Source organism: Pseudomonas sp. VMV1, assembly GCF_056790235.1.
The window spans coordinates 279,310-303,083 of the sequence record NZ_JBXGSE010000005.1; the positions used below are offsets into that span (position 1 = coordinate 279,310).

Here is a 23,774-nt window from a genome sequence, read left to right on the forward strand (position 1 = left end):
GGTCGCAAGAGCTTGGGCCGTTATCGGCCTCCTGCCCGCGAACTTGACCGCGGAGTCACCTCTCGAACGAATTTTTTTTACCCACTCCTGGTGCCGGCAGCCGAATGACCACGGCGAGCCCACCGAGCGCCGAGGTTTCTAACTCAAGGGTTCCAGCGCAACCGTCGACGATGTCCCGCGCGATTCCCAGTCCCAGACCGTGGCCCGCCACGGCTTCATCCAGGCGGCTGCCGCGACTCAAGATGGCCTGACGCTCACCTTCCGGTACGCCCGGACCATCGTCCTCGACCAAGATCAGATACCCCTCCTCCTGCCGGACTTCCAGGCGTACCCGCTGCGTGGCCCACTTGCCCGCGTTGTCCAGCAGATTGCCAAACAACTCCAGCAGATCCTCCCGATCCCAGGGCAGGCGGAGCCCCTCCGGTAGCTGGCAGTCGAAGGTCAGGTGCTCGCCATGCACGCGCCTGAGCAACGCGCAGAGCTCCTGTAGCTCCGCGACCTCCAGGTGCGCCCCGGGCAGGGCCTCGCCGGCGAGCCGGGCACGCCGCAGCTCCCGCTCCAGCCGTTCACGGATGCGTGCCAGCTGCTCGCGCAATACATCGCGCTGATCAGGCAGCGCCTGCAGCTCGGGGCGCTCGGTCAGGCTGGTGAGCACCGCCAGGGGCGTCTTGAGCGCATGCCCCAGATTGCCAATGCCGTGGCGCGCGCGCTTGAGGCCCTCATCCGTGTGTCGCAGCAACCCATTCATCTCGGCTACCAGCGGTACCAGCTCGGCAGGTACCGTGGCGTCCAGTGCCGTGCGCCGCCCCTGATGCAGCTGGGCGATCTGCTCGCGCACCTGGTCCAGCGGTCGCAACGCGCGGCGGACGATGAGCCGCTGCAGGAGCAACACCAGCAGCAGCGTCGCCAGCCCTAACAGGGCACCGAGGCCAAGGATACGGGTCAGGCTCGCCAACAGCGGATTGTAGTCATCGGCGACGGTCACCCTCACGCGCTGGCCATAGCGCTGATAGTCGGCACGATAGGTGAGCAGCTGCTGGCCACTAGGTCCGTCGGCTAGCGACTCGGTCAGGCCTTCGGCGGACGGTGTCTCGAGCTGGGCATCCCAGAGCGAGCGCGAGCGCCAGCGGATATCCAGCGCCGGAATCTCGATGAGGAAATAGCGGCCAGACAGGGGCCGGGTGTACAGACTGCCCAGGCGGCCTTCGTCCAACTGCAGGCCATGAGGGCCGCGCACCAGAGCAGCCAGCAGGTTTTCCGTCTCACCGCGCAACCCGGTTTCCAGATAGCGCCGCAGTGCGTGGTCCACCAGCCAGGCACCGCTCAGCACCAGCAGCAGCCCCGCCACCAGCAGAATGGCAACCAGCCCGATCCTGAGCCGGGCCTGGATGGACCTCAATCCACACCGCCCAGGCGATAGCCCTGACCGCGGCGTGTTTCGATGACGTCTCGCCCCAGCTTGCGCCGCAGATGGTTGACGTGCACCTCGATGACGTTGGAATCACGCTCGCTCTCACCATCGTAAAGATGATCGTTCAGGCGCGTCTTGGACAGGATCTGCCCGGGATGCAGCAGGAAGCAGCGCAGCAGGCGAAACTCCGCGGCGCTCAGGGGGATGGTGTCGCTGCCGCGAACCACGCACTGGCGCGCCTCGTCCAGCGCCAGCCCCGCGGCCTGCAGCAACGGCTGATTGGTCACGCCCCGCACCCGCCGCAGCAGCGCGGCGATGCGCAGGCCCAGCTCCTCGGGATGGAAAGGCTTGGTTAGGTAGTCATCGGCACCGGCCTTGAGACCCTCGATACGCTCCGCCCAGCTATCACGGGCGGTCAGGATCAATACCGGGGTTGCCAGGGCGGCGGCGCGCCACTCGCCGAGCACCTCCAGGCCTGGTCGCCCCGGCAGGCCGAGGTCGAGCACGATGAGATCATAGGGCTCCTGGGCGCCCTGCCAGGCCGCGTCCCGACCATCCGCCAGCCAGTCGACGGCATAACCCTGGCGGGCAAGGAATGCGGCGATCTCGTCGGCCAGGGCTACGTCGTCCTCCACCAGCAGCAAGCGCATCTAATCGTCCACCTCGTCTTTCATGATAGCGCCGTCCATCGCGCCGATTTCCAGCTCGCGGACCACATTATCGACGAGAATCTCGATCTCGTAGCGATACTGGCCGTCCTCCTCCTCCAGCTCGGCCTCCAGCAGCCGTGCCTGGGGATAACGAGCATTGACCTGTTGCAACAGGGATTCCAACGGGCGGATCACCCCTTCCTTGCGAAGCCTCAAGGCCTCGTCCTGATCCAGATCGCGAGCCTGGATCAGGGGTGGCAGGCTGCCGAGCAACAGCAGCCCGACCAGCGCGACACCTAGTCGTCGCGCTGGTCTTTCAGGACTTGGCCGGTGGTGGCGTCGAGTTCCAGATCCCATTTCACACCTTTGGGGTCACGCAGTTCCAATTGGTAGACATAGCGGCCGTATTCTTCTTCCAGCTCGGTTTCGTGGGTCGTCGAACCCGGGTGCTTGACAATGGCGGCCTGGTTGAGCACCTCGAAGCTCTTGATCTTGCCACTGTCACGCAGCTTGAGGGCTTCGTCGGGGCCGAGGTCGCGGGCCTGGGCTACGCCCACGCCGGTGAGCAGGAAGGCGGCAGCAGCGATGGTGGTCAGCTTTTTCATGGTGATTCCTCTCTGGTTGCAGTTCGATCTGGGTCCAGAGTAGCGATTCGCCATTAATCGAAACTTAAACGGCACTTAAGCCAAGCTTAATCGGATCGGGCCCTGCCAGGGCACTTCGGCATCCAGGGGTTCGCCCTTCTGCGTCACCCGCAGCCGACCGTCGCGGGCCAGCTCGCGAGCCGCATGGCGCAGCGGCTCCATAAGCGGCCGCCAGTCCGCGGCCAGGTCGCGAGCCACTTCCGAAGGGCAGAAGGTCGTGCCTGGGCGCCGTGCCGCCGCCTTGGCCAGCAAGGCGTCACGCAACTGTGCGTCGGTCGGCTTGAGTGCGGTCATGAGAACCCGGTCCCTTTTCCTGGAGTCCACCGTTTCGACCAGGAAAACGTCGGTGTAGTCATGACCTCTCGCTCGAAAGTAATGCAACGTCTCGCCCAGACCGACCTGCCCGTCCCCGATGACGAGCGTGATGACACCGGTACCGCCCTCTGCACCCCCTTGCCGCCCGACCTCAGCTACGTCGACGACAGTCAGCCGGGCCTGAGTCGGCGCAAGCTGCGCGGCAAATGGGCCTATTTCACCCCGGACGGCGAGCGCATCCGCGACCAGGCCGAGGTCGAGCGCATCAACAAGCTGGCCATCCCGCCGGCCTATACCGAGGTATGGATCTGTCCGGATGCCAACGGCCATCTGCAGGCCACCGGTCGCGATGCTCGCGGCCGCAAGCAGTATCGCTATCACCCCCGCTGGCGGGAGATCCGCGACACCGACAAGTACGAGCGGATGCTGGCCTTCGGTCAGGCCCTGCCCAAGCTGCGCCAGCGCGTGGAAGAGGATCTCGCCCGGCGAGGCCTGTGCCGGGAAAAGGTCATGGCTACGGTCATCAGCCTGCTGGATGCCACCCTCATCCGCGTTGGCAATGCCCAGTACGCCAAGAGCAACAAGTCCTACGGCCTTACCACCCTGCGCAACCGGCACGCCGAAGTCCATGGCAACACCATCGCCTTCCACTTCCGTGGCAAGAGCGGCGTGGAGCACAACATCAAGGTCAGCGATCCGCGCCTGGCACGCACCGTGAAGAAATGCCGGGAGTTGCCCGGCCAGCACCTGTTCCAGTACGTGGATGCCGATGGCGAACGTCACACCGTGACCTCTTCCGACGTCAACGCCTACCTGCACGAGTTGACTGGCGCCGACTTCACGGCCAAGGACTATCGCACTTGGGCCGGCAGCGCCCTGGCGCTGGAAGCCCTGCGTGAACTGCGCTGCGAGACCCAGACCGACGCCAAGAAGGAGCTGGTGGACATGGTCAAAGCGGTGTCCCGCACCCTGGGCAATACCCCAGCGGTGTGCCGCAAGTGCTATATCCATCCGGGCGTGCTGGATGCCTTCCTCGCCGGCGACCTCTGCACCCTACCCAAACCGCGCAAGCTCAAGGGCCTCAAGGAGGAAGAGGTGCTGCTGCTCAACTTCCTGCAACGCCTGGAGCAGCGGATGGCGGAAACGCAGGCCGCCTGATGATCAGGGCGGCTTAGGCCGCCCTCTCTTCCACCCTGACCTATTGGCCGCTCGTAGCGCGCCTTGCCCACTCATGTCGCCTTCGCACAGCCGCCAACCGCCTTGATGACTCACCAAAAACGTTATGTTATAACTTAAAGGACGTTAATCAAGGTTCGATCATGGCACCCCACCGCTCTTCCCTCCTGCTGCTTTCCGTCCCTACTCGCCTGCTGCTCGCCTGCATTCCACTGGTCGCCCTGTGGCTGGCCGTCTCCTGGGCGGTCGCCTTGCCATGAGCGCCGCCATCGAATTGCAGGACCTGACCCTGGCCTATCAGCGTCACCCTGCCATCCACCACCTCAGCGGCCGTTTTCGGACCGGGAGTCTCACCGCCATCGTCGGCCCTAACGGGGCGGGCAAGTCGACCCTGCTCAAAGCCATCGCCGGCACCTTGCGTCCCGTCAGCGGGCGGGTCAACCGGGCCGTATCCCAAAGACGCCTGGGCTATCTGCCACAAGCCGCGGAGATCGACCGCAGCTTTCCCCTCAGCGTGCTCGAAACCGTGGTGTTAGGCGCCTGGCGCGGACTGGGCATCTGGCGTGGCGTCACCGCTGCCCACCGGCAGGAGGCGTGCCAGGCACTGCGGGCGGTAGGTCTCGAAGGCCTTGAAGATCGTCTGGTAGGCGCCCTGTCCTCCGGGCAATTCCAGCGGGTGCTGTTCGCCCGCCTGCTGCTGCAGGACGCGCCCGTCTTGCTGCTCGACGAGCCCTTCACCGCCATCGATGCCCGAACCACTGCGGATCTGCTGACCATAGTCCGCCGCTGGCATGGTCAGGGCCGCACCGTGATCGCCGTGCTGCACGACCTTGAGCAGGTCCGCCAGCATTTCCCCGAGACCCTGCTGTTGGCCCGGGAAGCCATCGCCTGGGGCAGCACCGAGCAGGTGCTGGTAGCCGACAACCTGGCTCGGGCGCGTAATCTCGCCGAGCGCTGGGACGCCAACGCGGCGGTCTGTGAGCGCGCATGACCCTCTATCAGCTGCTTTTCGAACCCTTCGTCGAGTTCGGCTTCATGCGCCGCGCCCTGGTTGCCTGCCTGGCCCTGGCGCTGGGCGCCGGTCCGGTCGGCGTCCTGCTGATGCTCAGGCGCATGAGCTTGGTAGGCGATGCCATGAGCCATGCCGTGCTACCCGGCGCAGCCCTGGGCTTCATGGTCGCGGGTCTGTCACTACCGGCCATGGGTATCGGCGGCATGCTCGCCGGGCTCCTGGTGGCCGGACTCGCCGGGCTGGTCAGCCGCTTTACCAATCAGCGCGAAGACGCCAGCTTCGCCAGTTTCTACCTGATCTCCCTGGCCGCCGGGGTGCTGATCGTGTCGCTGCATGGTTCCAGTGTGGATCTGCTGCATGTGCTGTTCGGCACCATCCTGGCCATCGACTCCACTGCGCTCTACCTGGTCGCCAGCATCGCCACCCTGTCGCTGTTGGTCCTGGCCGTGATCTATCGACCGCTGGCCCTGGAATGCTTCGATCCGGGCTTTTTGCGCGCCGTTGGCGGTCGTGGCTCCCTCTATCACCTGCTGTTCCTGTTGCTGGTGGTGCTCAACCTGGTGGCCGGCTTTCAGGCCCTAGGCACCCTGATGGCGGTGGGCCTAATGATGCTTCCGGCCACGGCTGCGCGCTTCTGGGCCACCAGCCTGCCCGGCCTGATGGCGGTGGCCAGCCTCATCGCCAGTCTCAGCGGCCTGGTCGGCCTGGTGCTGTCGTACCACCTTGGCTATGCGTCGGGGCCCGCCATCGTGCTTACCGCTGGCGGCTGCTACCTCTTTTCCCTGCTGTTCGGCCGTCTGGGCCTGTACCGGCGGCTACGTCCTCGCCCTCATCTCACCCACTGAAAGGAGTCATCATGAAATCCCTGTTCTCGCTGGGCGCCGCCCTGCTGCTCGCCGTTGCCGGCCAGGCACAGGCCGCGCCGGTCAAGGCCGTCGCCACCTTTACCGTAATCGCCGACGTGGTCAAACAGGTAGGCGGCGACCAGGCGCAGGTCACCTCGCTGGTCGGTCCCAACAGCGATCCTCATGCCTACGAGCCCACGCCGGCCGATGCCCAGGCGCTGAAGCAGGCCGACGTAGTTTTCATGAGCGGCTTGCACCTGGAAGGCTGGATGGATCGGCTGATCAAGGCCTCCGGCCAGGCGCGTCCGCCAGTGGTGCTCAGCCAAGGCGTCAAGACCCGGGAAATGGCAGAAGACGAGGATGAACACGGTCACGACGACCACGGTCATGACCATGGCGGCATCGATCCCCACGTCTGGAACAGCCCGCTCAACGTGATCGTCTACACCCGCAACGTGGTGAAGGCGTTGTCCGAGGTGGATCCGTCCGATGCCGCCCTGTTCAAGGCCAACGGCGATCGCTACATCGCCGAACTGGAGGCCCTGGATCGCTATGCCCGCGAACAGATTGGCCAGGTACCCAAGGCCCAGCGCAAGGTGCTGACCTCCCATGATGCCTTCGGCTATTTCGCCGATGCCTATGGCGTGACCTTCATCTCGCCCCTGGGGCTGTCGACCGAAGCCGAGGCCTCGGCCCAGGACGTCGCCAAGCTGATCCGCCAGATCAAGCAGGAGCACGTTGCCGCCTACTTCTTCGAGAACTCCAATGATCCACGCCTGGTACAACAGATCGCCAAGGCCAGCGGCGCGCAACCGGGTGGCGAGCTCTATGTGGAGGCCCTGTCACCCGCCGATGGCCCGGCGCCTACCTACGCGGCCATGTTCCGCTACAACGTGGATACCCTGGTCAAGGCGATGAAGGGCGCACACTGACAGCGGAACCCTCCCGACAGCGCAAGACGGAAGCCTCGCTGCGTTGGGCTTCGACGGCAGAGCCGTCTCAGCCCAACCTACGTCCGTAGCATCCGTAGGTTGGGCTGAGCGCAGTGAAGCCCAACAGGGCTAGACGACCGGCACCTCTTCGAGATGCCGGTACTCCGCCCCAAGGCGCCGAGCCAGTTCCGCTGCCCGCCCCAGGCGCAGGGGACCCAGCTCGATGTCCAGGACCCGAATGGGGCAATCCGGGACCGCCAGGCCTTCCAGCTCGCGCAGACGCCCATCGGTAACCAGCAGTAGCTGGCACTCCTCACCGGGATGCTGCCGACGGCGGCGCGCCAGCCAGCCCTCAGCTTCCGCCAGCCCGGCCAATAACGGCGTGCCGCCGCCTGCTCCCAGCTGATCCAACCAGGCCTGCAACACCTGGCCACTACGCTGTCCCTGGAAGGACCACTCGGGTCGCTCGCCTGCCGCTTGCAGCACCGCCACCCGGACCCGCTGTCGATAGGCCTGTTCGAACCAGTCGGCCAGCAGCCCCTTGGCCTGGGCCAAGGCGCCATGACGACGAGTGGACGCAGAGTGATCGAGGATCACCAGCCAGAGCTGTGCTGGCCGTCGACTGCGAGGCTGCCGCACGAAATCGCTCATGCGCTGCGGGCGGCCACGGAGCAATGTGGGCATCCAGGCAATAGCGCCTGCTGCGCCCGGTGACCGTGCGCCCTGACGACCGCCTGACGCCTTGCCCACCCCGACCCGGGCATCGCGATCCTGGGTGTGGGGAGATCGGATGCCTAGGGCTTTTTTAGCCCGCCCAGTCGACGTCTGGGGCCGCCTGCCACAGGCTCTGGCGCCAGGGCACCCCAGGCGTCTCCCTCACCTCCCGCAGGCTCGCCTTCACCCTGTCCCTGTTGATCACCCATCCCCTGCTCAGGAGTAGCGGAAGAAGGTGATTCATCCTGTAGGGGTGGTATTATGTGAGCGGAATCCGCTGGGTCCCTCCGCCGATGGCGCAGGGCGAAGTCGGCTACGGTGGTGATGTCCGCGTGTTCTATCGCCACGGCGCCGCGCCAGGCGGCATGCGCTCGAGCGGCGCGCAGCCAGACCAGGTCGGCGCGCAGGCCATCGACGCCAGCCTGGTGGCAGCCCGAGGTGATGGCCTCAAGGGCCGCATCATCCAGGGGAATGCTGGCCAGGCGTTCACGGGCCTGGGCACAACGCGCGCGCAACCGCGCCTGATCAGGCTCCCACTGGGCGACGAAGGCCGTGGAATCGCTGTCGAAGGCCAGTCGCCGACGCAAGATCTCAGCGCGTTCACGCGGCGCCGGCCGGCTGTCCAGTGCCAGGGCGAAACCGAAGCGGTCGAGCAACTGCGGACGCAGCTCGCCCTCCTCTGGATTCATGGTGCCTACCAGCAGGAAACGGGCAGCATGTTCATGGGAGATGCCGTCGCGCTCTATCCGGTTGAGACCGCTGGCGGCTACGTCCAGCAGCAGGTCCACTAGGTGGTCCGGCAGCAGATTGACCTCGTCGACATAGAGCACACCCCCGTCCGCAGCGGCCAGCACCCCGGGCGCGAAGCGCGCCTGCCCCGCGCCGAGGGCGGCGTTCAGATCCAGGGTGCCAACGATGCGCTCTTCGCTGGCCCCCAGCGGCAGGGTGACGAAGGGGCCGTCCCCGAGCAGATCCGCCAAACCACGCGCCAGGGTCGACTTGGCCATGCCGCGGGGGCCTTCGATCAGCACCCCGCCAATGCGGGGGTCGATGGCATTCAGGCACAGCGCCAGTTTCAGGTCGTCCGCGCCGACCACGGCGGCCAGGGGGAAGACGGGAACGGTCATTTCAGGCTTCATCCATATCCATCAGTAGCTGTTCGAGGGCTTCACGGTAGTCGCCTGGCTCCTGCCAGAGGCCGCGCTGCTGGGCTTCCAGCAGGCGTTCGGTCATGTCGCGCAGGGCTTCGGGGTTGTGGCGCTCGACGAAGTCGCGGGTATCGGCGTCCAGCAGATAGGCATCGGCCAGTTGCCGATAGTGGTGGTCCTCCACCAGTTCGGTGGTGGCGCCAAAACCGAACAGATAGTCCACGGTGGCAGCCATCTCGAAAGCGCCCTTGTAGCCATGGCGCTTCATGCCGGCGATCCATTTGGGATTGGCCGCTCGCGAACGCACGACCCGGCCCAGTTCTTCCTTGAGGGTGCGGATGCGTGGCAGGTCGGCCTGGGCATGGTCGCCGAAGTAGCTGGCGCGGCGCTGGCCGCTCAGGGTCTCGGCAGCCGCCAGCATGCCACCCTGGAACTGGTAGTAGTCGTTGGAATCGAGCAGGTCGTGCTCGCGATTGTCCTGGTTCTGCAGCACCGCCTGCAGGCGGCCCAGACGCCGGGAGAAGTCGTCGCGCGCAGCAGTGCCCTCGTCCTCGGCGCCATAGGCATAGCCGCCCCAGTTGAGATAAGCAGTAGCCAACTCGCTGCGGTCCTGCCATTGGCGCTCCTCGACTGCACCCTGGACACCGGCGCCATAGGCCCCAGGCTGGGCGCCGAAGATGCGCCAGCCCGCCTGACGCCGGGCCTGGTCGGCCTCGATGCCGGCCGCTTCCAGCGCGGCCCGCTCCCGCCGCACCTGGGCGGCCAGGGGATTGAGGTCGTCCGGTTCGTCCAGCGCGGCGACCGCCTGGATCGCGGCATCGAACAACCGCACCAGGCCACCGAAGGCATCGCGGAAGAAGCCGGAGATACGCAGGGTGACATCCACCCGCGGTCGATCCAGCAGTGACAGTGGCAGGATTTCGAAGTCTTCGACCCGGGCGCTGCCGGTCTGCCACACCGGGCGCACGCCGAGCAGCGCCATGGCCTGGGCGATGTCATCGCCGCCGGTTCTCATGGTCGCCGTCCCCCAGACGGAAAGGCCCAGCTGGCGCAGGTGATCGCCCTCCTCCTGTAGATGGCGCTCCAGCAGCAGGTTGGCCGACTGCCAGCCAAGTCGCCAGGCCGTCATGCTTGGCAGGTTGCGCACGTCCACGGAGAAGAAATTGCGCCCGGTGGGCAGCACGTCCAGTCGGCCGCGACTCGGCGCCCCACTGGGCCCGGCCGGGACGAAGCGACCGCCTAGAGCGGCCAGCAGGCCGCCGATCTCCGCAGGGCCACAGCCATCCAGGGCCGGTGCCACCTGGGCGACCAGCTGCTCCAGCACCGGGCGGGTCGCCGGCAGGTCGGCCAATGCCAGGGCCAGTGGTTCGCCATCCACCATCGCGGCGACCAGGGCGAGCGCGAGCAGCTCAAGACGCTCGCGGGTGTCGCCCCGGGTGCGCCAGGGTTCCGCGGAAAGCGCGGCAAGGCACGCCGGACGGTCGCCCTGCCAGGGCTCGCCAAGATCGGCGGCCAGAGGATCGAACGTCAGCTGCAGATCCTTGGCCAGGGCGCGCAGCAGACTGGCGTTGCCGCCCTGGGCGTCGCCGCGAGGAATGCGCAGCAGGGCCACCAGGGTGTCGCGGCGCAGCTGGCCGGTCGGGGATTCGCCGAACACGTGCAGGCCATCGCGGATCTGGGATTCCTTGAGGTCGCAGAGATAGGCGTCCAGCTGGGGCAGCCAGCTGTCGGGGTCATCGGTAATGACCAAGCCCAGCTCGCGGTCCAGGGCAGTCTCGCGCACCAGCTGCAGGATCTCGGCGCGCAGCTCGGTGGCCCGGCGCAGATCCAGCAGGCTGGCGTCATAGTATTCGTCGGCCAGGCGTTCCAGGTCGCGCAGCGGGCCATAGCTCTCGGCCCGGGTCAGCGGCGGCATCAGGTGATCGATGATCACCGCCTGGGTACGACGCTTGGCCTGAGCACCCTCGCCCGGATCGTTGACGATGAAGGGATAGACGTTGGGCAGCGGCCCGAGGATGGCGTCCGGCCAACACTCCTGCGACATGCCCACGCCCTTGCCCGGCAGCCATTCCAGGTTGCCGTGCTTGCCCAGGTGGACCACCGCCTGCGCCCCATAGGCCTCGCGCAGCCAGAAGTAGAAGGCCAGGTAGCCGTGGGGCGGGACCAGCGACGGGTCGTGATAGACCGCAGCGGGATCGACGTCATAGCCGCGGGCCGGCTGGATGCCGACGAAGGTCAGGCCGAAGCGCACCCCGGCCACCATCAGCCGGCCACGCCGCTGCATGGGATCGGCCTCGGGCGGCCCCCAGCGCTCGGTCACCGCCTGCTGCAGGCTCGGCGGCAACTGGCCAAATAACGCCTGGTAGTCGTCCAACGCCAGGCTCTGCAAGGCTGGGCGCAGATCGCGCAGGGCACTGTCGTTGGTGACGCCACCGAGCAGGCGCTCGATCAGCGCGGTACCGCTCTCCGGCAGATTGGCCACCGGGTAGCCGGCCGCCTGCAAGGCCTCCAGCACCTTGAGGGCCGCCGCCGGGGTATCCAGGCCTACGCCGTTGCCGATGCGACCATCGCGGGTCGGATAATTGGCCAGGATCAGGGCGATGCGCTTGTCCGCCGGCGGGCGCCGCGCCAACTCGACCCAGTTGCGCGCCAGGCGGGCAACGAAGGCCATGCGCTCCTCGTCGGCCTGGTAGTTGACCACGTCGCTCTGGCTGCGCTCGCAGCGCCAGGCCAGACCCTTGAAGCTGATCGGCCGGGTGATGATGCGCCCATCCAGCTCTGGCAGGGCGATGTGCATGGCCAGGTCGCGGGCGCCCAGGCCCTGGGGATTCTCCAGCCAGCGCTCGCGGTTGTCCTGGGCACAGATGGCCTGGAGCACCGGCACCGGTCGGCGGAAAGGAGCCAGGTTCGGCCGCTCCGGACTGGATTGAGCGAAGCCGGTGGTATTGAGGATTAGCGCGGTCTCGGTCTCATCCAGCAGCCGCTCCACTTCCGTCAGGCAAGCGGATTCCTTGAGACTGGCCACTGCGATGGGCAGCGGATTCAGTCCCTTGGCTTGCAGTTGCTGGCAGAAGACATCGATGAAGGCCGTGTTGGCCGACTGCAGATGAGTGCGATAGAACAATAGCGCCGCCGTCGGCCAATCCGGCTGCCAGCGTTGGCGCCAGCCGTCGAGGCCAAGGCCTTCGGGCTGGTACACCGCCACGCGCGGCAATTCTCGTGGCGCCTCGTGGGTGTAGCTGGCACCCAGGCATTCGGCGGCCAGGCAATGGAGAAAATCCCGGGCATTCGTCAGACCGCCCTGGCGCAGATAGCGCCACAGTCGCTCGGCCAGCTCGGGCGCGACCGTACCCAGGGCCATCAGCTCCGGATCAGGGCGATCACAACCCGGTACCGCGATCAGGGTCAGACCCCGTGCGGCCAGCTCGGTGAGGCGTTCCATGCCATAGCGCCAATACCCCTGGCCGCCGTGCAGGGAGATGAACACCACCCGCGCCTGGCTCAGCACCTCCTCGACATAAAGATCCACCGAGGCGTGGTTCTGCAGCTGCATGGGGTTGGCCAGGCGCAGGCTGGGATAGCCGTCATCCAGGGTGCGGGTGGCCTCGGCCAGGAGCGCCAGGTGCGAGTCGCCACTGCAGAGGACAACGATTTCACCCGGCGTCTGCGCCAGGTGGGCAATGCCGTCATCCGGGACAAAACCGCCCGGCTGGGTACGCAGCAGATGCATCTAGGTTCAGGCCACCGCAGCGCGCAGCTGAGCGGTGATCGCCGCCTGGTCCAGCTCCTGGCCGATCAGCACCAGTTGGGTGCGACGGGGTTCCGCCGCCTGCCAGGCACGGTCGAAATGCTTGTCGAAACGGGTGCCGACTCCCTGTACCAGCAGGCGCAGCGGCTTGCCGGCAATGGCGGCGAAGCCCTTCACCCGCAGCACGCCATGGCGCTTGACCACCTCGGTCAGGGCCGCCAGCAGGGTCGCTTCGGCGACTTCGGGCAATTCGACACCAAAGGAGTCGAATTCGTCATGATCATGGTCTTCATGCCCCTCGAGGTCGTGGTGGGTCGGACGGCTGTCGATATGGGCCTCGGACTCGGCCTGCAGCCCCAGCAGCACCGACAACGGCAGCACGCCGCGACTGGCTTCCACCACCTTGACCGCCGGCGGCAATTCCTCGGTCACCTCGGCGCGGACCCGGGCCAGCGCCTCGGCATCCAGGCCGTCGGCCTTGTTGAGGATCACCAGGTCGGCGCTGGCCAGCTGGTCTTCGAACAGCTCATGCAGCGGCGACTCGTGGTCCAGGTTGGGATCCTGGCGGCGCTGAACGTCCACCTGCTCAGGGTGGGCGGCGAAGGTGCCGGCAGCCACGGCCGGACTGTCGACCACGGTGATCACCGCGTCCACAGTGCAGGCGTTGCGGATCTCCGGCCACTGGAAGGCCTGCACCAGCGGCTTGGGCAAGGCCAGGCCGCTGGTCTCGATGAGGATGTGGTCGATGTCGCCACGACGCGCCACCAGCTCCTTCATGACCGGGAAGAATTCTTCCTGCACGGTGCAGCAGAGGCAGCCGTTGGCCAGTTCGAAGACCCGACCCTGGGCTTCTTCTTCGGTGCAGCCGATGCTGCACTGACGGAGGATCTCCCCGTCGATGCCCAGTTCGCCGAATTCATTGACGATCACCGCGATGCGGCGGCCTTCGGCATGGTCGAGCATGTGGCGCAACAGGGTGGTCTTGCCGGAGCCGAGGAAGCCGGTGACGATGGTGACGGGAGTCTTGGCCAGGGTTTTCATGGGCTGCCCTTAGGTGAAATGCGAGAAAAGGCGGGCAGGCATGCCGGACGCTCGCACGCTGACGAGGTCCTGGTGGCAGCCCGGATCACCCCGCCCGGTTGCGTATGGAAAACTAGCGAGGCAGGTCTCCTGGCTCACGGCGCCCGACTCCGGCCTTCCCGCGTGAGCAGTGGCCTTAGAGCTTGTTCATGATTTCGCGAGCTAGAGTCAAACAAGGCGAAGATGCTTAAGGAAGCGGATCGGACTCGCGCTCGAGTTTACGATTGGTAAATGAGCATTCCAAAAGCATCTTCAACGCAGTTTGGCCGACGCGCAGCACATTATGCACAGGCTCTGTGGAGAGGCTGAAGATGCCGCTTACAGTTGCGGGGGCAGCCGCGGTGTCGCACCGCGTTCCCTTTCAAGCTCTTGCGGACAAGAGCACCTCGAAGCCCGACAGGCTACGAGTGCCCCGCCGGGGTGTCAATCGAACAGGCTTGACCGTCGGACGACCCGCGTGGTCTGCTCGCCCCTGCTTCAGGTGTCGCGACTCCGCCATGGGTCGCGGTGAAACGGGAAGCCGGTCCAAGTCCGGCACTGCCCCCGCAACGGTAGACGAGCGCAGGATCACGATGCCACCCGGCCGGCAAGCTTGGGGAAGGCGATCCTGGTAGTCGTACGGGAATGCGATCTTGAGCGAGCCCGCGCACGGCAAGACGAAACCTTCGTAGCAAGCGTCATTTACCAGGTGTAGATGAGCCTTGCGGAGAAGGATTCGACAACGCCGGGCCGAGCGCAGCCAGCCCGCCCCCACAAGACCCTCGTGAGTCCGGAGACCGGCCTGTCGCCTTCAAGCAACCCGCGGTGGGCGGTCGTGCTGGACGGCGGCTGCCTAGCGGCCCGCTGCCTAGGCGCGTCCCTGCCGCTTCGACTCCGAGGCCTCGTCATGACCGCTGCCCGCTCCACCACCGCCCTGCCCCAGACCAGTACTCGCACCCAACGCCTGACGGCCACCCTGCTCGCCTGCCTGTTTGGCCTGGGCCTGGTGTTCCTGGCCGGCTTTTCCCATGTCGAGGCCCTGCACAACGGCGCCCACGACACCCGCCACAGCGAAGGCTTCCCCTGCCACTAAGAGGAGATCGGCATGTTTCAGCGTATCGCCTTCAGTGCCGGCGTGGCCGGCCTGCTCGCCGCCCTTCTGCTGAGCGTCCTGCAGAGCCTCTGGCTGACCCCGCTCATCCTTCAGGCGGAAACCTATGAGGTACAGGTCGAGGCACCGGTCATGACGGAGCAGCATGAGCACGACGCAGAAGCCTGGTCGCCGGAAGACGGCTGGCCACGCACCCTGGCCACCTTTGGCGGCAACCTGGTGGTGGCTGTGGGCTTCGGCCTGGTCCTGGCGGGCCTGTTCAATCTGCGCACGCCGCACCGAACCTACCAGGGCCTGCTGTGGGGACTGGCTGGCTATGCCACCTTCTGCCTCGCGCCCAGCCTCGGCCTGCCACCGGAACTGCCAGGGACCGCCGCAGCCGACCTGACCCTAAGGCAAACCTGGTGGATCGGCACCGCTGGGGCCACCGCGTCCGCCCTCGCCCTGCTGGTCTTCGCCCGCCATCCCGGCTACAAGATCATCGCTCTGGGTCTGCTGGTATTGCCGCATGTGCTAGGTGCGCCCCAGCCCATCGAGCATTCCAGCCTGGCACCGCACGAGCTGCAGCGGCACTTCCAGATCGCCGTGCTGGCGAGCAATCTGCCATTCTGGTTGTTGCTGGGACTGGCCTGCAGTTGGCTGTTTCGCCGTCAGGGCGCGTCACACCCATGAAACGGGTCCTGGGCGTGGGCTGCCGGCGGGGCTGCTCGCTGGACGAACTCGCCGAACTGGCGCAGTCGGTGTTGCAGGAAGCCGAGTGCGAAATCACCGCCCTGACGGCCCTGGCCACGGTGGAAAGCCGACTGGAAGAGGAGGCCTTATGCGCCCTCGCCGAGCGCTGGCACCTGCCACTGCTCGGTTTCGCGGCGGCCCAGCTGGCTCAGCAGGTCGGCGTCCTTTCACCCAGCGCTGTCGCGCTGGAACACACCGGTAGCTCGAGCATTGCCGAGGCCGCGGCATTGAGGGCGGCTGGCGAAGGCGCCCGATTGCGCGTGAGCAAGCGCAAGAGCGCGGCCGCGACGGCGGCCCTGGCCTATTCCTGAGGCGCCGCTTCGGCGTCGGCGCCACTGATCCGGGCGCGGACATGGATGGGGCTGAAGGCTTCGTTCTGGACCAGCTCCACCAGGGATTCCTTGACCAGTTCGAGGATGGCCATGAAGGTCACCACCACACCGAGACGGCCTTCTTCCTGGGTGAACAGGGCGACAAAGGGCACGAAGGCGCCGTCCTTGAGTCGCTCCAGCACCTGGCTCATCCGCTCGCGGGTAGACAGCACCTCACGGGTCACCTGGTGGCTCTCGAAGAGATCCGCCCGGCGCAGCACCTCGCCCATGGCCAGCAGCAGCTCGCCCAGTTCGACCTCGGGCAACAGTTTGCGCGCGCGCGCCTCGGGCGCCGGCAAAGTGGGTAGCACGAAGTTACGCCCCTCGCGCGGCAGGTCATCGAGATCCTCGGCGGCCTTCTTGAAGCGTTCGTACTCCTGCAGCCGGCGAATCAGTTCGGCGCGCGGATCCTCTTCCTCGGCTTCCAAGCCTTCGGCACGGGGCAACAGCATGCGCGACTTGATCTCCGCCAGCATGGCCGCCATCAGCAGGTACTCGGCGGCCAGTTCCAGCTGCACCGCCTTCATCAACTCGACATAGCTCATGTACTGCCGGGTGATCTCGGCGACGGGGATGTCAAGGATGTCGATGTTCTGCTTGCGGATCAGATACAGCAGCAGGTCCAGCGGACCCTCGAAGGCTTCGAGAAAGACCTCCAGCGCATCCGGCGGGATATAGAGGTCCTGGGGCAGCTCGGTGAAGGCCTCGCCATACACCAGCGCCAGGCGCAGCTGCTCGGGCTCGAGCAGCTGGGGATCCAGGGCCTCGCTCATGCTTCGATCATGAAGGGCGTGGGATCACCGGCACCGACACGGATCACCTCGGGCTCGTCGTCGGCCAGGCTGATGACGGTGGACGGCTGCAAGCCACCGGGTCCGCCCTCGATCACCAGGTCGACGAAGTGGTCGAGGCGCTCGCGGATTTCCCAGGCATCGCCGAGGGCGTCCTCATCCCCGGGAAGAATCAGGCTCACGCTCATCAGCGGCTCGCCCAGCGCTTCCAGCAGCGCCAGGGTGATGGGATGCTGGGGCACCCGAACACCAATGGTGCGCCGCTTGGGATGCAGCAGCATCCGCGGCACCTCGCGGGTAGCGTTGAGGATGAAGGTATAGGGCCCGGGCGTATAGGCCTTGAGCAGGCGGAAAGCGCTGGTATCCACCTTGGCATAGATGCCGAGCTCCGAGAGATCGCAGCACACCAGGGTGAAGTTGTGCTTGTCGTCGAGCTGGCGGATGCGGCGAATCCGCTCCACGGCGCTCTTCTCGCCGATTCGGCAGCCCAGCGCATAGGACGAATCGGTGGGATAGGCGATGACACCACCGGACTGGATGATTTCCACGGCCTGACGAATCAGCCGCGGCTGGGGATTCTGCGGATGAATCTCGATGAACTGGCTCATTGGGGTTCCCGATTCTGAGGGTACAGCGGTTGACTGAAGCGCGCCCAGAGGGGCGGCAGATCTTCGGGCAAGGGACGGTACATGCCCAGGTCCGACCAATCGGCTGGCGCATGGAAATCGCTGCCCGCACTCACCATCAGACCAAATTCCCGCGCCAGAATTGCCAGGGTGCCGACCTGCTCGGCCGGCTGTATGCCGTTGACCACCTCGATGGCATGGCCGCCACCGGTGACGAATTCGCCGATCAGCTTGCGCAGCTTGGTGCGCGTGAAGCCATACGCCAGGGGGTGCGCCAGGCTGATCCAGGCCTTGGCGCCCTTCAGGGTGGCCAGGGTATCGGCCAGGGTCGGCCAGTGCTGCTTGACGTCGCCGAGCTTGCCGCCGCCCAGCCACTTGCGAAAGGCGTCGCCCCGGTCTTGGACAAGACCGGCCTGTACCAGGTATTCGGCGAAGTGGGGTCGTGCCGGCGCGTTGCGACTATCACCCAGCGCCAACTGCACCGCCCGGGCGCCTTCCAGAGTGCCGGGCATGCCCTTGGCCGCCAGCCGCCGGTCGATTTCCCGGGCACGCTCCCAGCGTCCTTCGTGCAAGGCTTCCAGGGCGGCGTTCAGCGCCGGCGCTTCGGGATCGAAGTTGTAGCCCAGCACATGCAAGGTCGCCCCGCCCCAGGTACAGGACATCTCGATCCCGGAGAGCAGGCGAAGACCCAGGCCATCCGCCGCTTCCAGCGCTTCGGCGTAACCGTCCAGGGTGTCATGATCGGTGATGGCCAGCAGCTGTACCCCGCGCTCATGAGCCCGTCTGACGACCTCGGCAGGCGCGAAGGCGCCGTCCGACGCAGTGGTATGACAGTGCAGGTCGATACGCATGGGCTTTCTCCTTCGGCTTCATCGGGTATTATGCCGCGATGCACTGCTATCGGCTGCGTTAATGAAACAATTCATCGACTTCATTCCCCTCCTGCTGTTCTTCCTGGTCTACAAGCTCGATCCGCGTCCGGTGGAATTCGCCGGGCACGCCTTCACCCTGGGCGGCATCTTCAGTGCCACCGCGGTGTTGATCATTGCCTCTCTGGTGGTCTACGGCGTGATCTACGCGACCCAGCGCCGGCTGGAGAAGAGCCAGTGGCTGACCCTGATCGCCTGCCTGGTATTTGGCGGCATGACGCTGGCGTTCCACAGCGAGACCTTTCTCAAGTGGAAGGCGCCGGTGGTGAACTGGCTGTTCGCCCTCGCCTTCCTCGGCAGTCAGTTCATTGGCGACAAACCGCTGATCCAGCGCATGCTGGGCCACGCGGTGCGCTTGCCCGCGCCGATCTGGACGCGCCTGAACATCGCCTGGATCATCTTTTTCATCGTCTGCGGCTGCGCGAATCTCTATGTGGCCTTCACCTACGAAAGCTTCTGGGTCGACTTCAAGGTCTTCGGCAGCCTGGCGATGACCCTGGTATTCATGCTCGGTCAGGGCCTCTATCTGGCGCGCCATCTGCAACCGATGGATGAACCGCGAGATTGATCCCATGAGTCAGATTCTGCTGATCGACGACGATCAGGAGCTGTGCGAGCTGCTCGGCGCCTGGCTGAAACAGGAAGGCTTCGAGGTCACCGCCTGCCACGCCGGCAGCGACGCGCGCATCCAGTTGCGCGACGCGACGCCGGACGTCGTGGTGCTGGACGTAATGCTGCCCGACGGCAGCGGCCTGGAATTGCTCAAGCAGCTGCGCAGCGATCATCCGCAGCTGCCGGTACTGATGCTGTCGGGGCGTGGCGAACCACTGGACCGGATCCTCGGCCTGGAGCTGGGCGCCGACGACTACCTGGCCAAACCCTGCGATCCGCGCGAACTCACCGCACGCCTGAGGGCCATCCTCAGGCGCAGCCATCCGGCCCAGCCGGCAGCACGCCTACAACTGGGCGACCTGTCGCTGAGCCTGGCACGGGGCGTGGCCAACATCGGCGAAACCGAGATCACCCTCACCCTCACCGAGAGTCGCATCCTCGAAGCCCTGCTACGCCAGCCCGGAGAACCCCTGGAGAAGCAGGCCCTGGCCCAGGTGGCACTCGGTCGCAAGCTGACACTCTATGATCGCAGCCTGGACATGCACGTCAGCAATCTGCGGCGCAAGCTCGGTAGCCACGCCGATGGCCGTCCACGCATCCTGGCGCTGCGCGGTCGCGGCTACTACTACAGCGTCTAGCACCGCCACGTCGCCTTTACCCCCTCTTTACGCCCGCTGACCGCCACTGACTCCCCTCGCTCCTAGACTGGGCCCATCCGGTATTGCACCGGTCATCCCAAGGAGATTTCCCCGATGCGCAAGCTCATGCCCGCCGTGCTGTTCGCCGCCCTGCTGCCGACCCTGACCCTGGCCGCCACCCAGGACGGCCCTGAGATCACCCCGCCGCCCCACGGCAAGCTGATGGATGGCGGCCCCCGTGGCGACGGCCCCCTGCGCGGCCTCAAGCTCACCGCCGAGCAACGCGAGCAGGTCGGTAAGCTGATGGGCGAAGAGCGTCAGCAGCAGCGCGAGATCGTCAAAAGCTATCTCGACAAGCTGCCCGAGGATCAGCGCAAGGCCCTGCATGATCAGCTGGATGGCAACCGCGACAAGACTCGTCAGTCCATTCGCGCCCTCCTCAAGCCCGATCAGCAGAAGCGCTTCGACGAAATGGAAAAGAAGCGGGAGGATCGCGCCAAGGAGTGGGCCGAGTTCCAGCAGTGGAAGCAGGACCACAAGTCCTCGTAATCCCCACCCGCTGCGCCGATGGTCCTCGGCGCAGCGCCCAACCAAGAGCCTGCCCCCAATCTCGCGCGCTAGAGTCAGACAAGGCCTAGGCGGCCCCGCGAAAACACCTGAAAAAGCGGATCGGACCTGCGCTCACGGTTACCACTGGCAAGTGAACACTCCGACCGGGCTGACGACCCAGGCCTTTCCGACGCAGTCTGGCCGACCCGCAACAGGATAAAAGCAGGCTTCAAGGCGACCGCATGGTTTTTCGCTCTCTCTTCTGGCGCATCTTCGCCACCTTCTGGCTGGCCATCCTGTCCGCGGTGGGCCTGACCATGCTGCTCGGCCACCTGGCCGATCAGGACTCCTGGATCCTCGCGCAGCATCCCGGCTTGCGCGACCTGCCCGAACAGTGGGTGCAACGCTATGAAAACGAAGGCCCCGCCGCCGCCCAAGGATTGCTCGAACAGCGCAAAGGCCGCTACGGCATCGATGTGCTGGTGCTGGGCGAGAACGGCTCGCCCCTGGTGCGCGGCACCCTGCCACCGCGCATCTTCGACCAGGATCTTGACCAGCCGCAGCGTCAGCAGCGTCCCGGCCCCGGCGCCCGCGATCCAAACCGTCCGTTGCCCTGGCGACGGCTGACCGACGAATACACCAGTTCCAGTGGCCAGAACTACCTGTTCATCTATCACCTGCCCACGCCCGAGCTAGGCGCCTGGCGCCGTCAGAGTCTGTTCTGGCCGGTCGGCATGCTGGCCATCGCCACCGTGGTGTTGACCCTCTTCAGCCTGCTGCTGACCCTGAGCCTGACCCGGCCGCTCAATCACCTGCGGCGCGCGGTGCACGATCTCGGCCAGACCGCCTATCAGCAGGACACCCTGGCGCGTCTTGCGCGCCGCAAGGACGAACTGGGCGTGCTGGCCGGAGACTTCAATCGCATGGGCGCCCATCTGCAGCGCCTGATCGACAGCCAGCGCCAGCTGCTGCGCGATGTGTCCCACGAATTGCGTTCACCCCTGGCACGCCTGCGCATCGCCCTGGCACTGGCCGAGCGCTCCGATCCCCACGACCTGGGCAACATGTGGCCGCGCCTCACCCTGGAATGCGATCGCCTGGAAACCCTGATCGGCGAGATCCTCGCCCTCGCCCGCCAGGAAGCGGATCCGGGCCCACCCGAGCAGCTGGAACTGCACCCGCTGCTCGAAGGCCTGGTCGAGGACGCCCAGCTCAGCGCGCCCCAGCAGCGGATCGAACTGGACGTTCCCCTCGCCCTGCGCCTGGACGGTTGGCCGGATGTGCTGGAACGCGCCCTGGACAATCTGCTGCGCAATGCCCTGCGGTTCAATCCGCCGACACGGCCCATCATCATCTCCGCGGCAGTGGCGGAGGGCGAAGTGCGCATCCAGGTGCGCGACCACGGCCCCGGCGTCAGGGCCGAGGACCTACCGCGCCTGGGCGAGCCCTTCTTCCGCTCGGACCAGCAGCAGGCCACTGGCTACGGCCTGGGCCTGGCCATCGCCCGGCGTGCCGTTGAGCGCCATGGTGGCGAGCTGCACCTGAGCAACCACCCGGACGGCGGCTTTCTCGCTACCGTCACCCTGCCACTCAGGCCGGTCCTGGCCAATGGCTGACCTGGGCGCTCAGATCGCGCGCCGCCGGAACTCGCGGCGCCACCTCCGGCGTGCCAAGGTAGATGTAGCCCACCAACTGCTCGTTATCGGTCAGCCCCAGGCCCTGCAGCACCCAGGCGTCGTAGCTGAATTCACCGGAGCGCCAAACCGCGCCCAGGCCCAGGGCGAAGGCCGCATTGACCAGACCGTGGGCGACGCAGCCAGCGGTGATGATCTGCTCCTGCAGGGGCACCTTGGGGTGCTCCTGGGGCGCGGCGACGACGGCGATCACCAGGGGCGCCCGCAGCGGCATGCGTCGGGCCTTGTCCAGGGCGGCAGCATCCGCCTCGGGCTCGCGGCGACGCAGGGCTTCGGCATAGAGCTCACCGAGGGCGGCTCGATCCTCGCCAGACACCAGAATCAGCCGCCAGGGGCGCAGCAGCTTGTGGTCCGGGGCACGGTCCGCGGCGCGCAGCAGTGTCTTGAGTTGCTCGGGGGTGGGGCCCGGTTCGGTCAGGCGACCGACCGAGGCGCGATTGCAAAGGGCTGCGAGGGCATCCATAGCGTCTCTCCTGTAAAGATGCCGCAGTGTACCCCAGGGACGACTGGTGATTTTCGATGTCACAGCAGCGGAATTGCTGACATTCTTGGCCGCCACCCAGGCGGTCAGCTAAGATCGCGACAGCTTGAAAACCCGGCCGCTTTCATCGTCGCGAACGGAGTTATCCCGACCTCTCGCCTTTTTCGAAACGGACCCGACAGATGAAGTTTGCGCTCAACCGGTTCCTCGCTGCATCCGGTGATAGCCTGGGCGTCTACTACGCTCGGGTATTCGCCTATCTGATCGCCGCCGCCAGCGTCACCGCGGGTTATTACACCCAAGCCGATGCCGTGGGCCTGTGGCTGATCCCCTATGCCCTGCTCTATCCCCATGTGGCCCAGACCCTGAGCCTGAAGCTCAGGCGCGATCGTGGCGCCCAGACCGATATCCTGCTGGCCGCCATCGATGCCATCCATGTCGGCATGGCCGCAGTGGTGTTGCGCTTCCCGCTGATGCCCACTCTGATGCTGCTGTTCATGCTGGGCTACACCAGCATGTTGCGAGGCGGTCCGCGCCTGCTCGGTCTCTGCCTGCTGTTCGCCACCAGCGCCGCGGCGCTGGGCAGTGCCACCTTCTTCCAGGGCGTCGACCTCACCAGTCCGCTGCTGGTGGCCGTCACCAGCGTGGTGGGCACCATGCTGCACCTCTGGGGGACCGGTTACTTCCTGCATCGGCAGCGCAAGCGCCTCATACAGATCAACGACGACCTCAAGCGCGAGCAGGAGAAGTCCGCGATCCTCGCGCACAACCTGGCGAAATACCTCTCCCCTCAGGTGTGGGAGTCCATTTTCACCGGCAAGCAGCACATCGCCCTGGGCACCCAGCGCAAGAAGATCACGGTGTTCTTCTCCGACATCAAAGGCTTCACCGAGCTGTCCGAAGAACTCGAGGCCGAAGCCCTCACCGACATGCTCAACAACTACCTCAACGAAATGTCGAAGATCGCCGTGAAATACGGCGGGACCATCGACAAGTTCGTTGGCGACTGTGTCATGGTGTTCTTTGGCGACGCCAACAGCCAGGGCGCCAAGAAGGACGCCGTGGCCGCGGTCTCCATGGCCATCGCCATGCGCAAGCACATGAAGGTGCTGCGCCAGCAGTGGCGCAGCCAGGGCATCAACAAGCCCCTGGAAATCCGCATGGGCCTGAACACCGGTTATTGCACGGTCGGCAACTTCGGCTCCAGCACGCGCATGGACTACACCATCATCGGTCGCGAAGTGAACCTGGCCAGCCGCCTGGAAAACGCCGCGGACGCCGGCGAGATCCTGATCAGCCACGAGACCTACTCGCTGATCAAGGACACCATCATGTGCCGTGACAAGAGCTGGATCACCGTCAAGGGCTTCAGCAAGCCGGTACAGATCTACCAGGTGGTCGACTTCCGTCGCGACCTGGGCGCCTCGCCCAGCTATGTCGAGCACGAGCTGCCGGGCTTCTCCATGTACCTGGATACCAACAACATCCAGAACTACGACAAGGAGCGGGTCATCCAGGCGCTGCAGCTGGCGGCGGAGAAGCTCAAGGACAAGGTGATCTTCTAGACGACCGCTTTCCTGCAGGCA

25 protein-coding genes and 2 riboswitches are annotated in these 23,774 nt (G+C 66.0%); of the genes, 12 read left to right on the forward strand and 13 right to left on the reverse strand.

The features are described 5' to 3' along the window. Nucleotides 1-55: 55 nt before the first annotated feature. From ACUCV0_RS17490 to ACUCV0_RS17510, 5 genes are all read right to left on the reverse strand, one after another. Complete coding sequence (locus tag ACUCV0_RS17490) at nt 56-1,399, reverse strand: sensor histidine kinase (protein WP_482213255.1); 1,344 nt, start codon at nt 1,397-1,399, stop codon at nt 56-58. Continuing rightward, on the reverse strand, nt 1,396-2,061 hold the full coding sequence (locus ACUCV0_RS17495; RefSeq protein WP_323149134.1) for a response regulator transcription factor: 666 nt from the start codon (nt 2,059-2,061) through the stop codon (nt 1,396-1,398). The genes ACUCV0_RS17490 and ACUCV0_RS17495 overlap by 4 nt, the downstream gene beginning before the upstream one ends. Next, entirely contained in the window at nt 2,062-2,418 is a 357-nt protein-coding gene (locus ACUCV0_RS17500) for a PepSY domain-containing protein (protein ID WP_482213256.1), read from the reverse strand. It lies immediately after the preceding gene. Then, a complete protein-coding gene (locus ACUCV0_RS17505; RefSeq protein WP_482213257.1) occupies nt 2,358-2,666 on the reverse strand; it encodes a PepSY domain-containing protein in 309 nt (102 codons plus the stop codon). The genes ACUCV0_RS17500 and ACUCV0_RS17505 overlap by 61 nt, the downstream gene beginning before the upstream one ends. Nucleotides 2,667-2,741: 75 nt before the next feature. Continuing rightward, a complete protein-coding gene (locus tag ACUCV0_RS17510) occupies nt 2,742-2,999 on the reverse strand; it encodes a DUF3253 domain-containing protein (protein ID WP_271654955.1) in 258 nt (85 codons plus the stop codon). An 81-nt stretch (nt 3,000-3,080) separates the two neighbouring features. Here ACUCV0_RS17510 and ACUCV0_RS17515 point away from each other — a divergent pair, with 81 nt between their 5' ends. The 4 genes from ACUCV0_RS17515 (at nt 3,081) to ACUCV0_RS17530 (ending at nt 6,985) form a co-directional block, all read left to right on the forward strand. After that, nucleotides 3,081-4,178 (forward strand): DNA topoisomerase IB, encoded by a 1,098-nt coding sequence (locus ACUCV0_RS17515; protein WP_482213258.1) that lies wholly within the window; start codon nt 3,081-3,083, stop codon nt 4,176-4,178. Nucleotides 4,179-4,452: 274 nt separating this feature from the next. Then, nucleotides 4,453-5,187 (forward strand): zinc ABC transporter ATP-binding protein AztA, encoded by a 735-nt coding sequence (gene aztA / locus ACUCV0_RS17520; protein ID WP_059314988.1) that lies wholly within the window; start codon nt 4,453-4,455, stop codon nt 5,185-5,187. Beyond that, nucleotides 5,184-6,053 (forward strand): metal ABC transporter permease, encoded by an 870-nt coding sequence (locus tag ACUCV0_RS17525; protein WP_059314989.1) that lies wholly within the window; start codon nt 5,184-5,186, stop codon nt 6,051-6,053. The genes aztA and ACUCV0_RS17525 overlap by 4 nt, the downstream gene beginning before the upstream one ends. 11 nt (nt 6,054-6,064) lie before the next feature. Continuing rightward, nucleotides 6,065-6,985 carry a metal ABC transporter substrate-binding protein gene (locus ACUCV0_RS17530; RefSeq protein ID WP_482213259.1) on the forward strand — a complete coding sequence of 307 codons (921 nt, stop codon included), beginning with the start codon at nt 6,065-6,067 and terminating at the stop codon, nt 6,983-6,985. A 129-nt stretch (nt 6,986-7,114) separates the two neighbouring features. On the opposite strand, the gene ACUCV0_RS17535 is transcribed toward ACUCV0_RS17530, so the two are convergent. From ACUCV0_RS17535 to cobW, 4 genes are all read right to left on the reverse strand, one after another. Continuing rightward, the gene (locus ACUCV0_RS17535) at nt 7,115-7,669 is read right to left on the reverse strand and encodes a vWA domain-containing protein (protein ID WP_482213260.1); all 555 of its coding nucleotides are present in this window, start codon (nt 7,667-7,669) and stop codon (nt 7,115-7,117) included. Nucleotides 7,670-7,779: 110 nt separating this feature from the next. Next, on the reverse strand, nt 7,780-8,826 hold the full coding sequence (locus ACUCV0_RS17540) for a magnesium chelatase ATPase subunit I (RefSeq protein ID WP_482213261.1): 1,047 nt from the start codon (nt 8,824-8,826) through the stop codon (nt 7,780-7,782). 1 nt (nt 8,827) lies between these two features. After that, nucleotides 8,828-12,577, reverse strand: coding sequence for a cobaltochelatase subunit CobN (gene cobN, locus ACUCV0_RS17545; RefSeq protein WP_482213262.1), 3,750 nt, complete (start codon nt 12,575-12,577; stop codon nt 8,828-8,830). A gap of 6 nt (nt 12,578-12,583) precedes the next feature. Beyond that, nucleotides 12,584-13,636 (reverse strand): cobalamin biosynthesis protein CobW, encoded by a 1,053-nt coding sequence (gene cobW, locus ACUCV0_RS17550; RefSeq protein WP_059314994.1) that lies wholly within the window; start codon nt 13,634-13,636, stop codon nt 12,584-12,586. A 102-nt stretch (nt 13,637-13,738) separates the two neighbouring features. Further along, a riboswitch (cobalamin riboswitch) is annotated at nt 13,739-14,079 on the reverse strand. 58 nt (nt 14,080-14,137) lie between these two features. Beyond that, a riboswitch (cobalamin riboswitch) is annotated at nt 14,138-14,474 on the forward strand. Between the two features lie 87 nt (nt 14,475-14,561). Between cobW and ACUCV0_RS17555 the strand changes: the two genes are divergently transcribed. The 3 genes from ACUCV0_RS17555 to ACUCV0_RS17565 are packed head-to-tail and all read left to right on the forward strand — an operon-like array spanning nt 14,562 to nt 15,808. After that, complete coding sequence (locus ACUCV0_RS17555; RefSeq protein ID WP_059314995.1) at nt 14,562-14,747, forward strand: CbtB domain-containing protein; 186 nt, start codon at nt 14,562-14,564, stop codon at nt 14,745-14,747. Nucleotides 14,748-14,759: 12 nt separating this feature from the next. After that, nucleotides 14,760-15,437: a CbtA family protein gene (locus ACUCV0_RS17560; RefSeq protein ID WP_482213263.1), complete on the forward strand. Its 678-nt coding sequence runs from the start codon at nt 14,760-14,762 to the stop codon at nt 15,435-15,437. Continuing rightward, nucleotides 15,434-15,808: a cobalamin biosynthesis protein gene (locus ACUCV0_RS17565; protein WP_482213264.1), complete on the forward strand. Its 375-nt coding sequence runs from the start codon at nt 15,434-15,436 to the stop codon at nt 15,806-15,808. Before ACUCV0_RS17560 ends, ACUCV0_RS17565 begins: the two co-directional genes overlap by 4 nt. Here the strand turns inward: ACUCV0_RS17565 and ACUCV0_RS17570 are convergent. Genes ACUCV0_RS17570 through ACUCV0_RS17580 form a run of 3 tightly spaced genes read right to left on the reverse strand, consistent with a single transcriptional unit; the run spans nt 15,799 to nt 18,136 of the window. Next, complete coding sequence (locus ACUCV0_RS17570) at nt 15,799-16,641, reverse strand: segregation and condensation protein A (protein WP_488199723.1); 843 nt, start codon at nt 16,639-16,641, stop codon at nt 15,799-15,801. The two genes, ACUCV0_RS17565 and ACUCV0_RS17570, sit on opposite strands and share 10 nt — an antisense overlap. Beyond that, a complete protein-coding gene (locus ACUCV0_RS17575) occupies nt 16,638-17,267 on the reverse strand; it encodes an L-threonylcarbamoyladenylate synthase (protein WP_059314999.1) in 630 nt (209 codons plus the stop codon). Before ACUCV0_RS17575 ends, ACUCV0_RS17570 begins: the two co-directional genes overlap by 4 nt. Beyond that, nucleotides 17,264-18,136, reverse strand: coding sequence for a PHP domain-containing protein (locus tag ACUCV0_RS17580; RefSeq protein WP_059315000.1), 873 nt, complete (start codon nt 18,134-18,136; stop codon nt 17,264-17,266). The genes ACUCV0_RS17575 and ACUCV0_RS17580 overlap by 4 nt, the downstream gene beginning before the upstream one ends. Before the next feature lie 61 nt (nt 18,137-18,197). Here ACUCV0_RS17580 and ACUCV0_RS17585 point away from each other — a divergent pair, with 61 nt between their 5' ends. The 4 genes from ACUCV0_RS17585 to ACUCV0_RS17600 all read left to right on the forward strand — a co-directional run bounded on the left by ACUCV0_RS17585 (nt 18,198) and on the right by ACUCV0_RS17600 (nt 21,629). Continuing rightward, entirely contained in the window at nt 18,198-18,782 is a 585-nt protein-coding gene (locus ACUCV0_RS17585; RefSeq protein WP_059315001.1) for a septation protein A, read from the forward strand. Between the two features lie 4 nt (nt 18,783-18,786). Beyond that, nucleotides 18,787-19,464, forward strand: coding sequence for a response regulator transcription factor (locus ACUCV0_RS17590; RefSeq protein ID WP_059315002.1), 678 nt, complete (start codon nt 18,787-18,789; stop codon nt 19,462-19,464). Between the two features lie 114 nt (nt 19,465-19,578). Continuing rightward, the gene (locus ACUCV0_RS17595) at nt 19,579-20,013 is read left to right on the forward strand and encodes a Spy/CpxP family protein refolding chaperone (protein WP_271654962.1); all 435 of its coding nucleotides are present in this window, start codon (nt 19,579-19,581) and stop codon (nt 20,011-20,013) included. A gap of 242 nt (nt 20,014-20,255) precedes the next feature. Further along, nucleotides 20,256-21,629, forward strand: a complete 1,374-nt coding sequence (locus ACUCV0_RS17600) for a sensor histidine kinase (protein ID WP_323149689.1) — start codon at nt 20,256-20,258, stop codon at nt 21,627-21,629. On the opposite strand, the gene ACUCV0_RS17605 is transcribed toward ACUCV0_RS17600, so the two are convergent. Next, the gene (locus ACUCV0_RS17605) at nt 21,604-22,170 is read right to left on the reverse strand and encodes a nitroreductase family protein (RefSeq protein WP_482213265.1); all 567 of its coding nucleotides are present in this window, start codon (nt 22,168-22,170) and stop codon (nt 21,604-21,606) included. The two genes, ACUCV0_RS17600 and ACUCV0_RS17605, sit on opposite strands and share 26 nt — an antisense overlap. 200 nt (nt 22,171-22,370) lie before the next feature. Here ACUCV0_RS17605 and ACUCV0_RS17610 point away from each other — a divergent pair, with 200 nt between their 5' ends. After that, a complete protein-coding gene (locus ACUCV0_RS17610; RefSeq protein ID WP_059315006.1) occupies nt 22,371-23,753 on the forward strand; it encodes an adenylate/guanylate cyclase domain-containing protein in 1,383 nt (460 codons plus the stop codon). Nucleotides 23,754-23,774: the final 21 nt, after the last annotated feature.

Coding starts and splice junctions, on each gene's coding strand:
- ACUCV0_RS17495 (WP_323149134.1), bottom strand. CDS start 2,061: ATGCGCTTGCTGCTGGTGGAGGACGACGTAGCCCTGGCCGACGAGATC.
- ACUCV0_RS17500 (WP_482213256.1), bottom strand. CDS start 2,418: ATGGGATCTGGAACTCGACGCCACCACCGGCCAAGTCCTGAAAGACCA.
- ACUCV0_RS17505 (WP_482213257.1), bottom strand. CDS start 2,666: ATGAAAAAGCTGACCACCATCGCTGCTGCCGCCTTCCTGCTCACCGGC.
- ACUCV0_RS17510 (WP_271654955.1), bottom strand. CDS start 2,999: ATGACCGCACTCAAGCCGACCGACGCACAGTTGCGTGACGCCTTGCTG.
- ACUCV0_RS17515 (WP_482213258.1), top strand. CDS start 3,081: ATGCAACGTCTCGCCCAGACCGACCTGCCCGTCCCCGATGACGAGCGT.
- aztA (WP_059314988.1), top strand. CDS start 4,453: ATGAGCGCCGCCATCGAATTGCAGGACCTGACCCTGGCCTATCAGCGT.
- ACUCV0_RS17525 (WP_059314989.1), top strand. CDS start 5,184: ATGACCCTCTATCAGCTGCTTTTCGAACCCTTCGTCGAGTTCGGCTTC.
- ACUCV0_RS17530 (WP_482213259.1), top strand. CDS start 6,065: ATGAAATCCCTGTTCTCGCTGGGCGCCGCCCTGCTGCTCGCCGTTGCC.
- ACUCV0_RS17535 (WP_482213260.1), bottom strand. CDS start 7,669: ATGCCCACATTGCTCCGTGGCCGCCCGCAGCGCATGAGCGATTTCGTG.
- ACUCV0_RS17540 (WP_482213261.1), bottom strand. CDS start 8,826: ATGACCGTTCCCGTCTTCCCCCTGGCCGCCGTGGTCGGCGCGGACGAC.
- cobN (WP_482213262.1), bottom strand. CDS start 12,577: ATGCATCTGCTGCGTACCCAGCCGGGCGGTTTTGTCCCGGATGACGGC.
- cobW (WP_059314994.1), bottom strand. CDS start 13,636: ATGAAAACCCTGGCCAAGACTCCCGTCACCATCGTCACCGGCTTCCTC.
- ACUCV0_RS17555 (WP_059314995.1), top strand. CDS start 14,562: ATGACCGCTGCCCGCTCCACCACCGCCCTGCCCCAGACCAGTACTCGC.
- ACUCV0_RS17560 (WP_482213263.1), top strand. CDS start 14,760: ATGTTTCAGCGTATCGCCTTCAGTGCCGGCGTGGCCGGCCTGCTCGCC.
- ACUCV0_RS17565 (WP_482213264.1), top strand. CDS start 15,434: ATGAAACGGGTCCTGGGCGTGGGCTGCCGGCGGGGCTGCTCGCTGGAC.
- ACUCV0_RS17570 (WP_488199723.1), bottom strand. CDS start 16,641: ATGAGCGAGGCCCTGGATCCCCAGCTGCTCGAGCCCGAGCAGCTGCGC.
- ACUCV0_RS17575 (WP_059314999.1), bottom strand. CDS start 17,267: ATGAGCCAGTTCATCGAGATTCATCCGCAGAATCCCCAGCCGCGGCTG.
- ACUCV0_RS17580 (WP_059315000.1), bottom strand. CDS start 18,136: ATGCGTATCGACCTGCACTGTCATACCACTGCGTCGGACGGCGCCTTC.
- ACUCV0_RS17585 (WP_059315001.1), top strand. CDS start 18,198: ATGAAACAATTCATCGACTTCATTCCCCTCCTGCTGTTCTTCCTGGTC.
- ACUCV0_RS17590 (WP_059315002.1), top strand. CDS start 18,787: ATGAGTCAGATTCTGCTGATCGACGACGATCAGGAGCTGTGCGAGCTG.
- ACUCV0_RS17595 (WP_271654962.1), top strand. CDS start 19,579: ATGCGCAAGCTCATGCCCGCCGTGCTGTTCGCCGCCCTGCTGCCGACC.
- ACUCV0_RS17600 (WP_323149689.1), top strand. CDS start 20,256: ATGGTTTTTCGCTCTCTCTTCTGGCGCATCTTCGCCACCTTCTGGCTG.
- ACUCV0_RS17605 (WP_482213265.1), bottom strand. CDS start 22,170: ATGGATGCCCTCGCAGCCCTTTGCAATCGCGCCTCGGTCGGTCGCCTG.
- ACUCV0_RS17610 (WP_059315006.1), top strand. CDS start 22,371: ATGAAGTTTGCGCTCAACCGGTTCCTCGCTGCATCCGGTGATAGCCTG.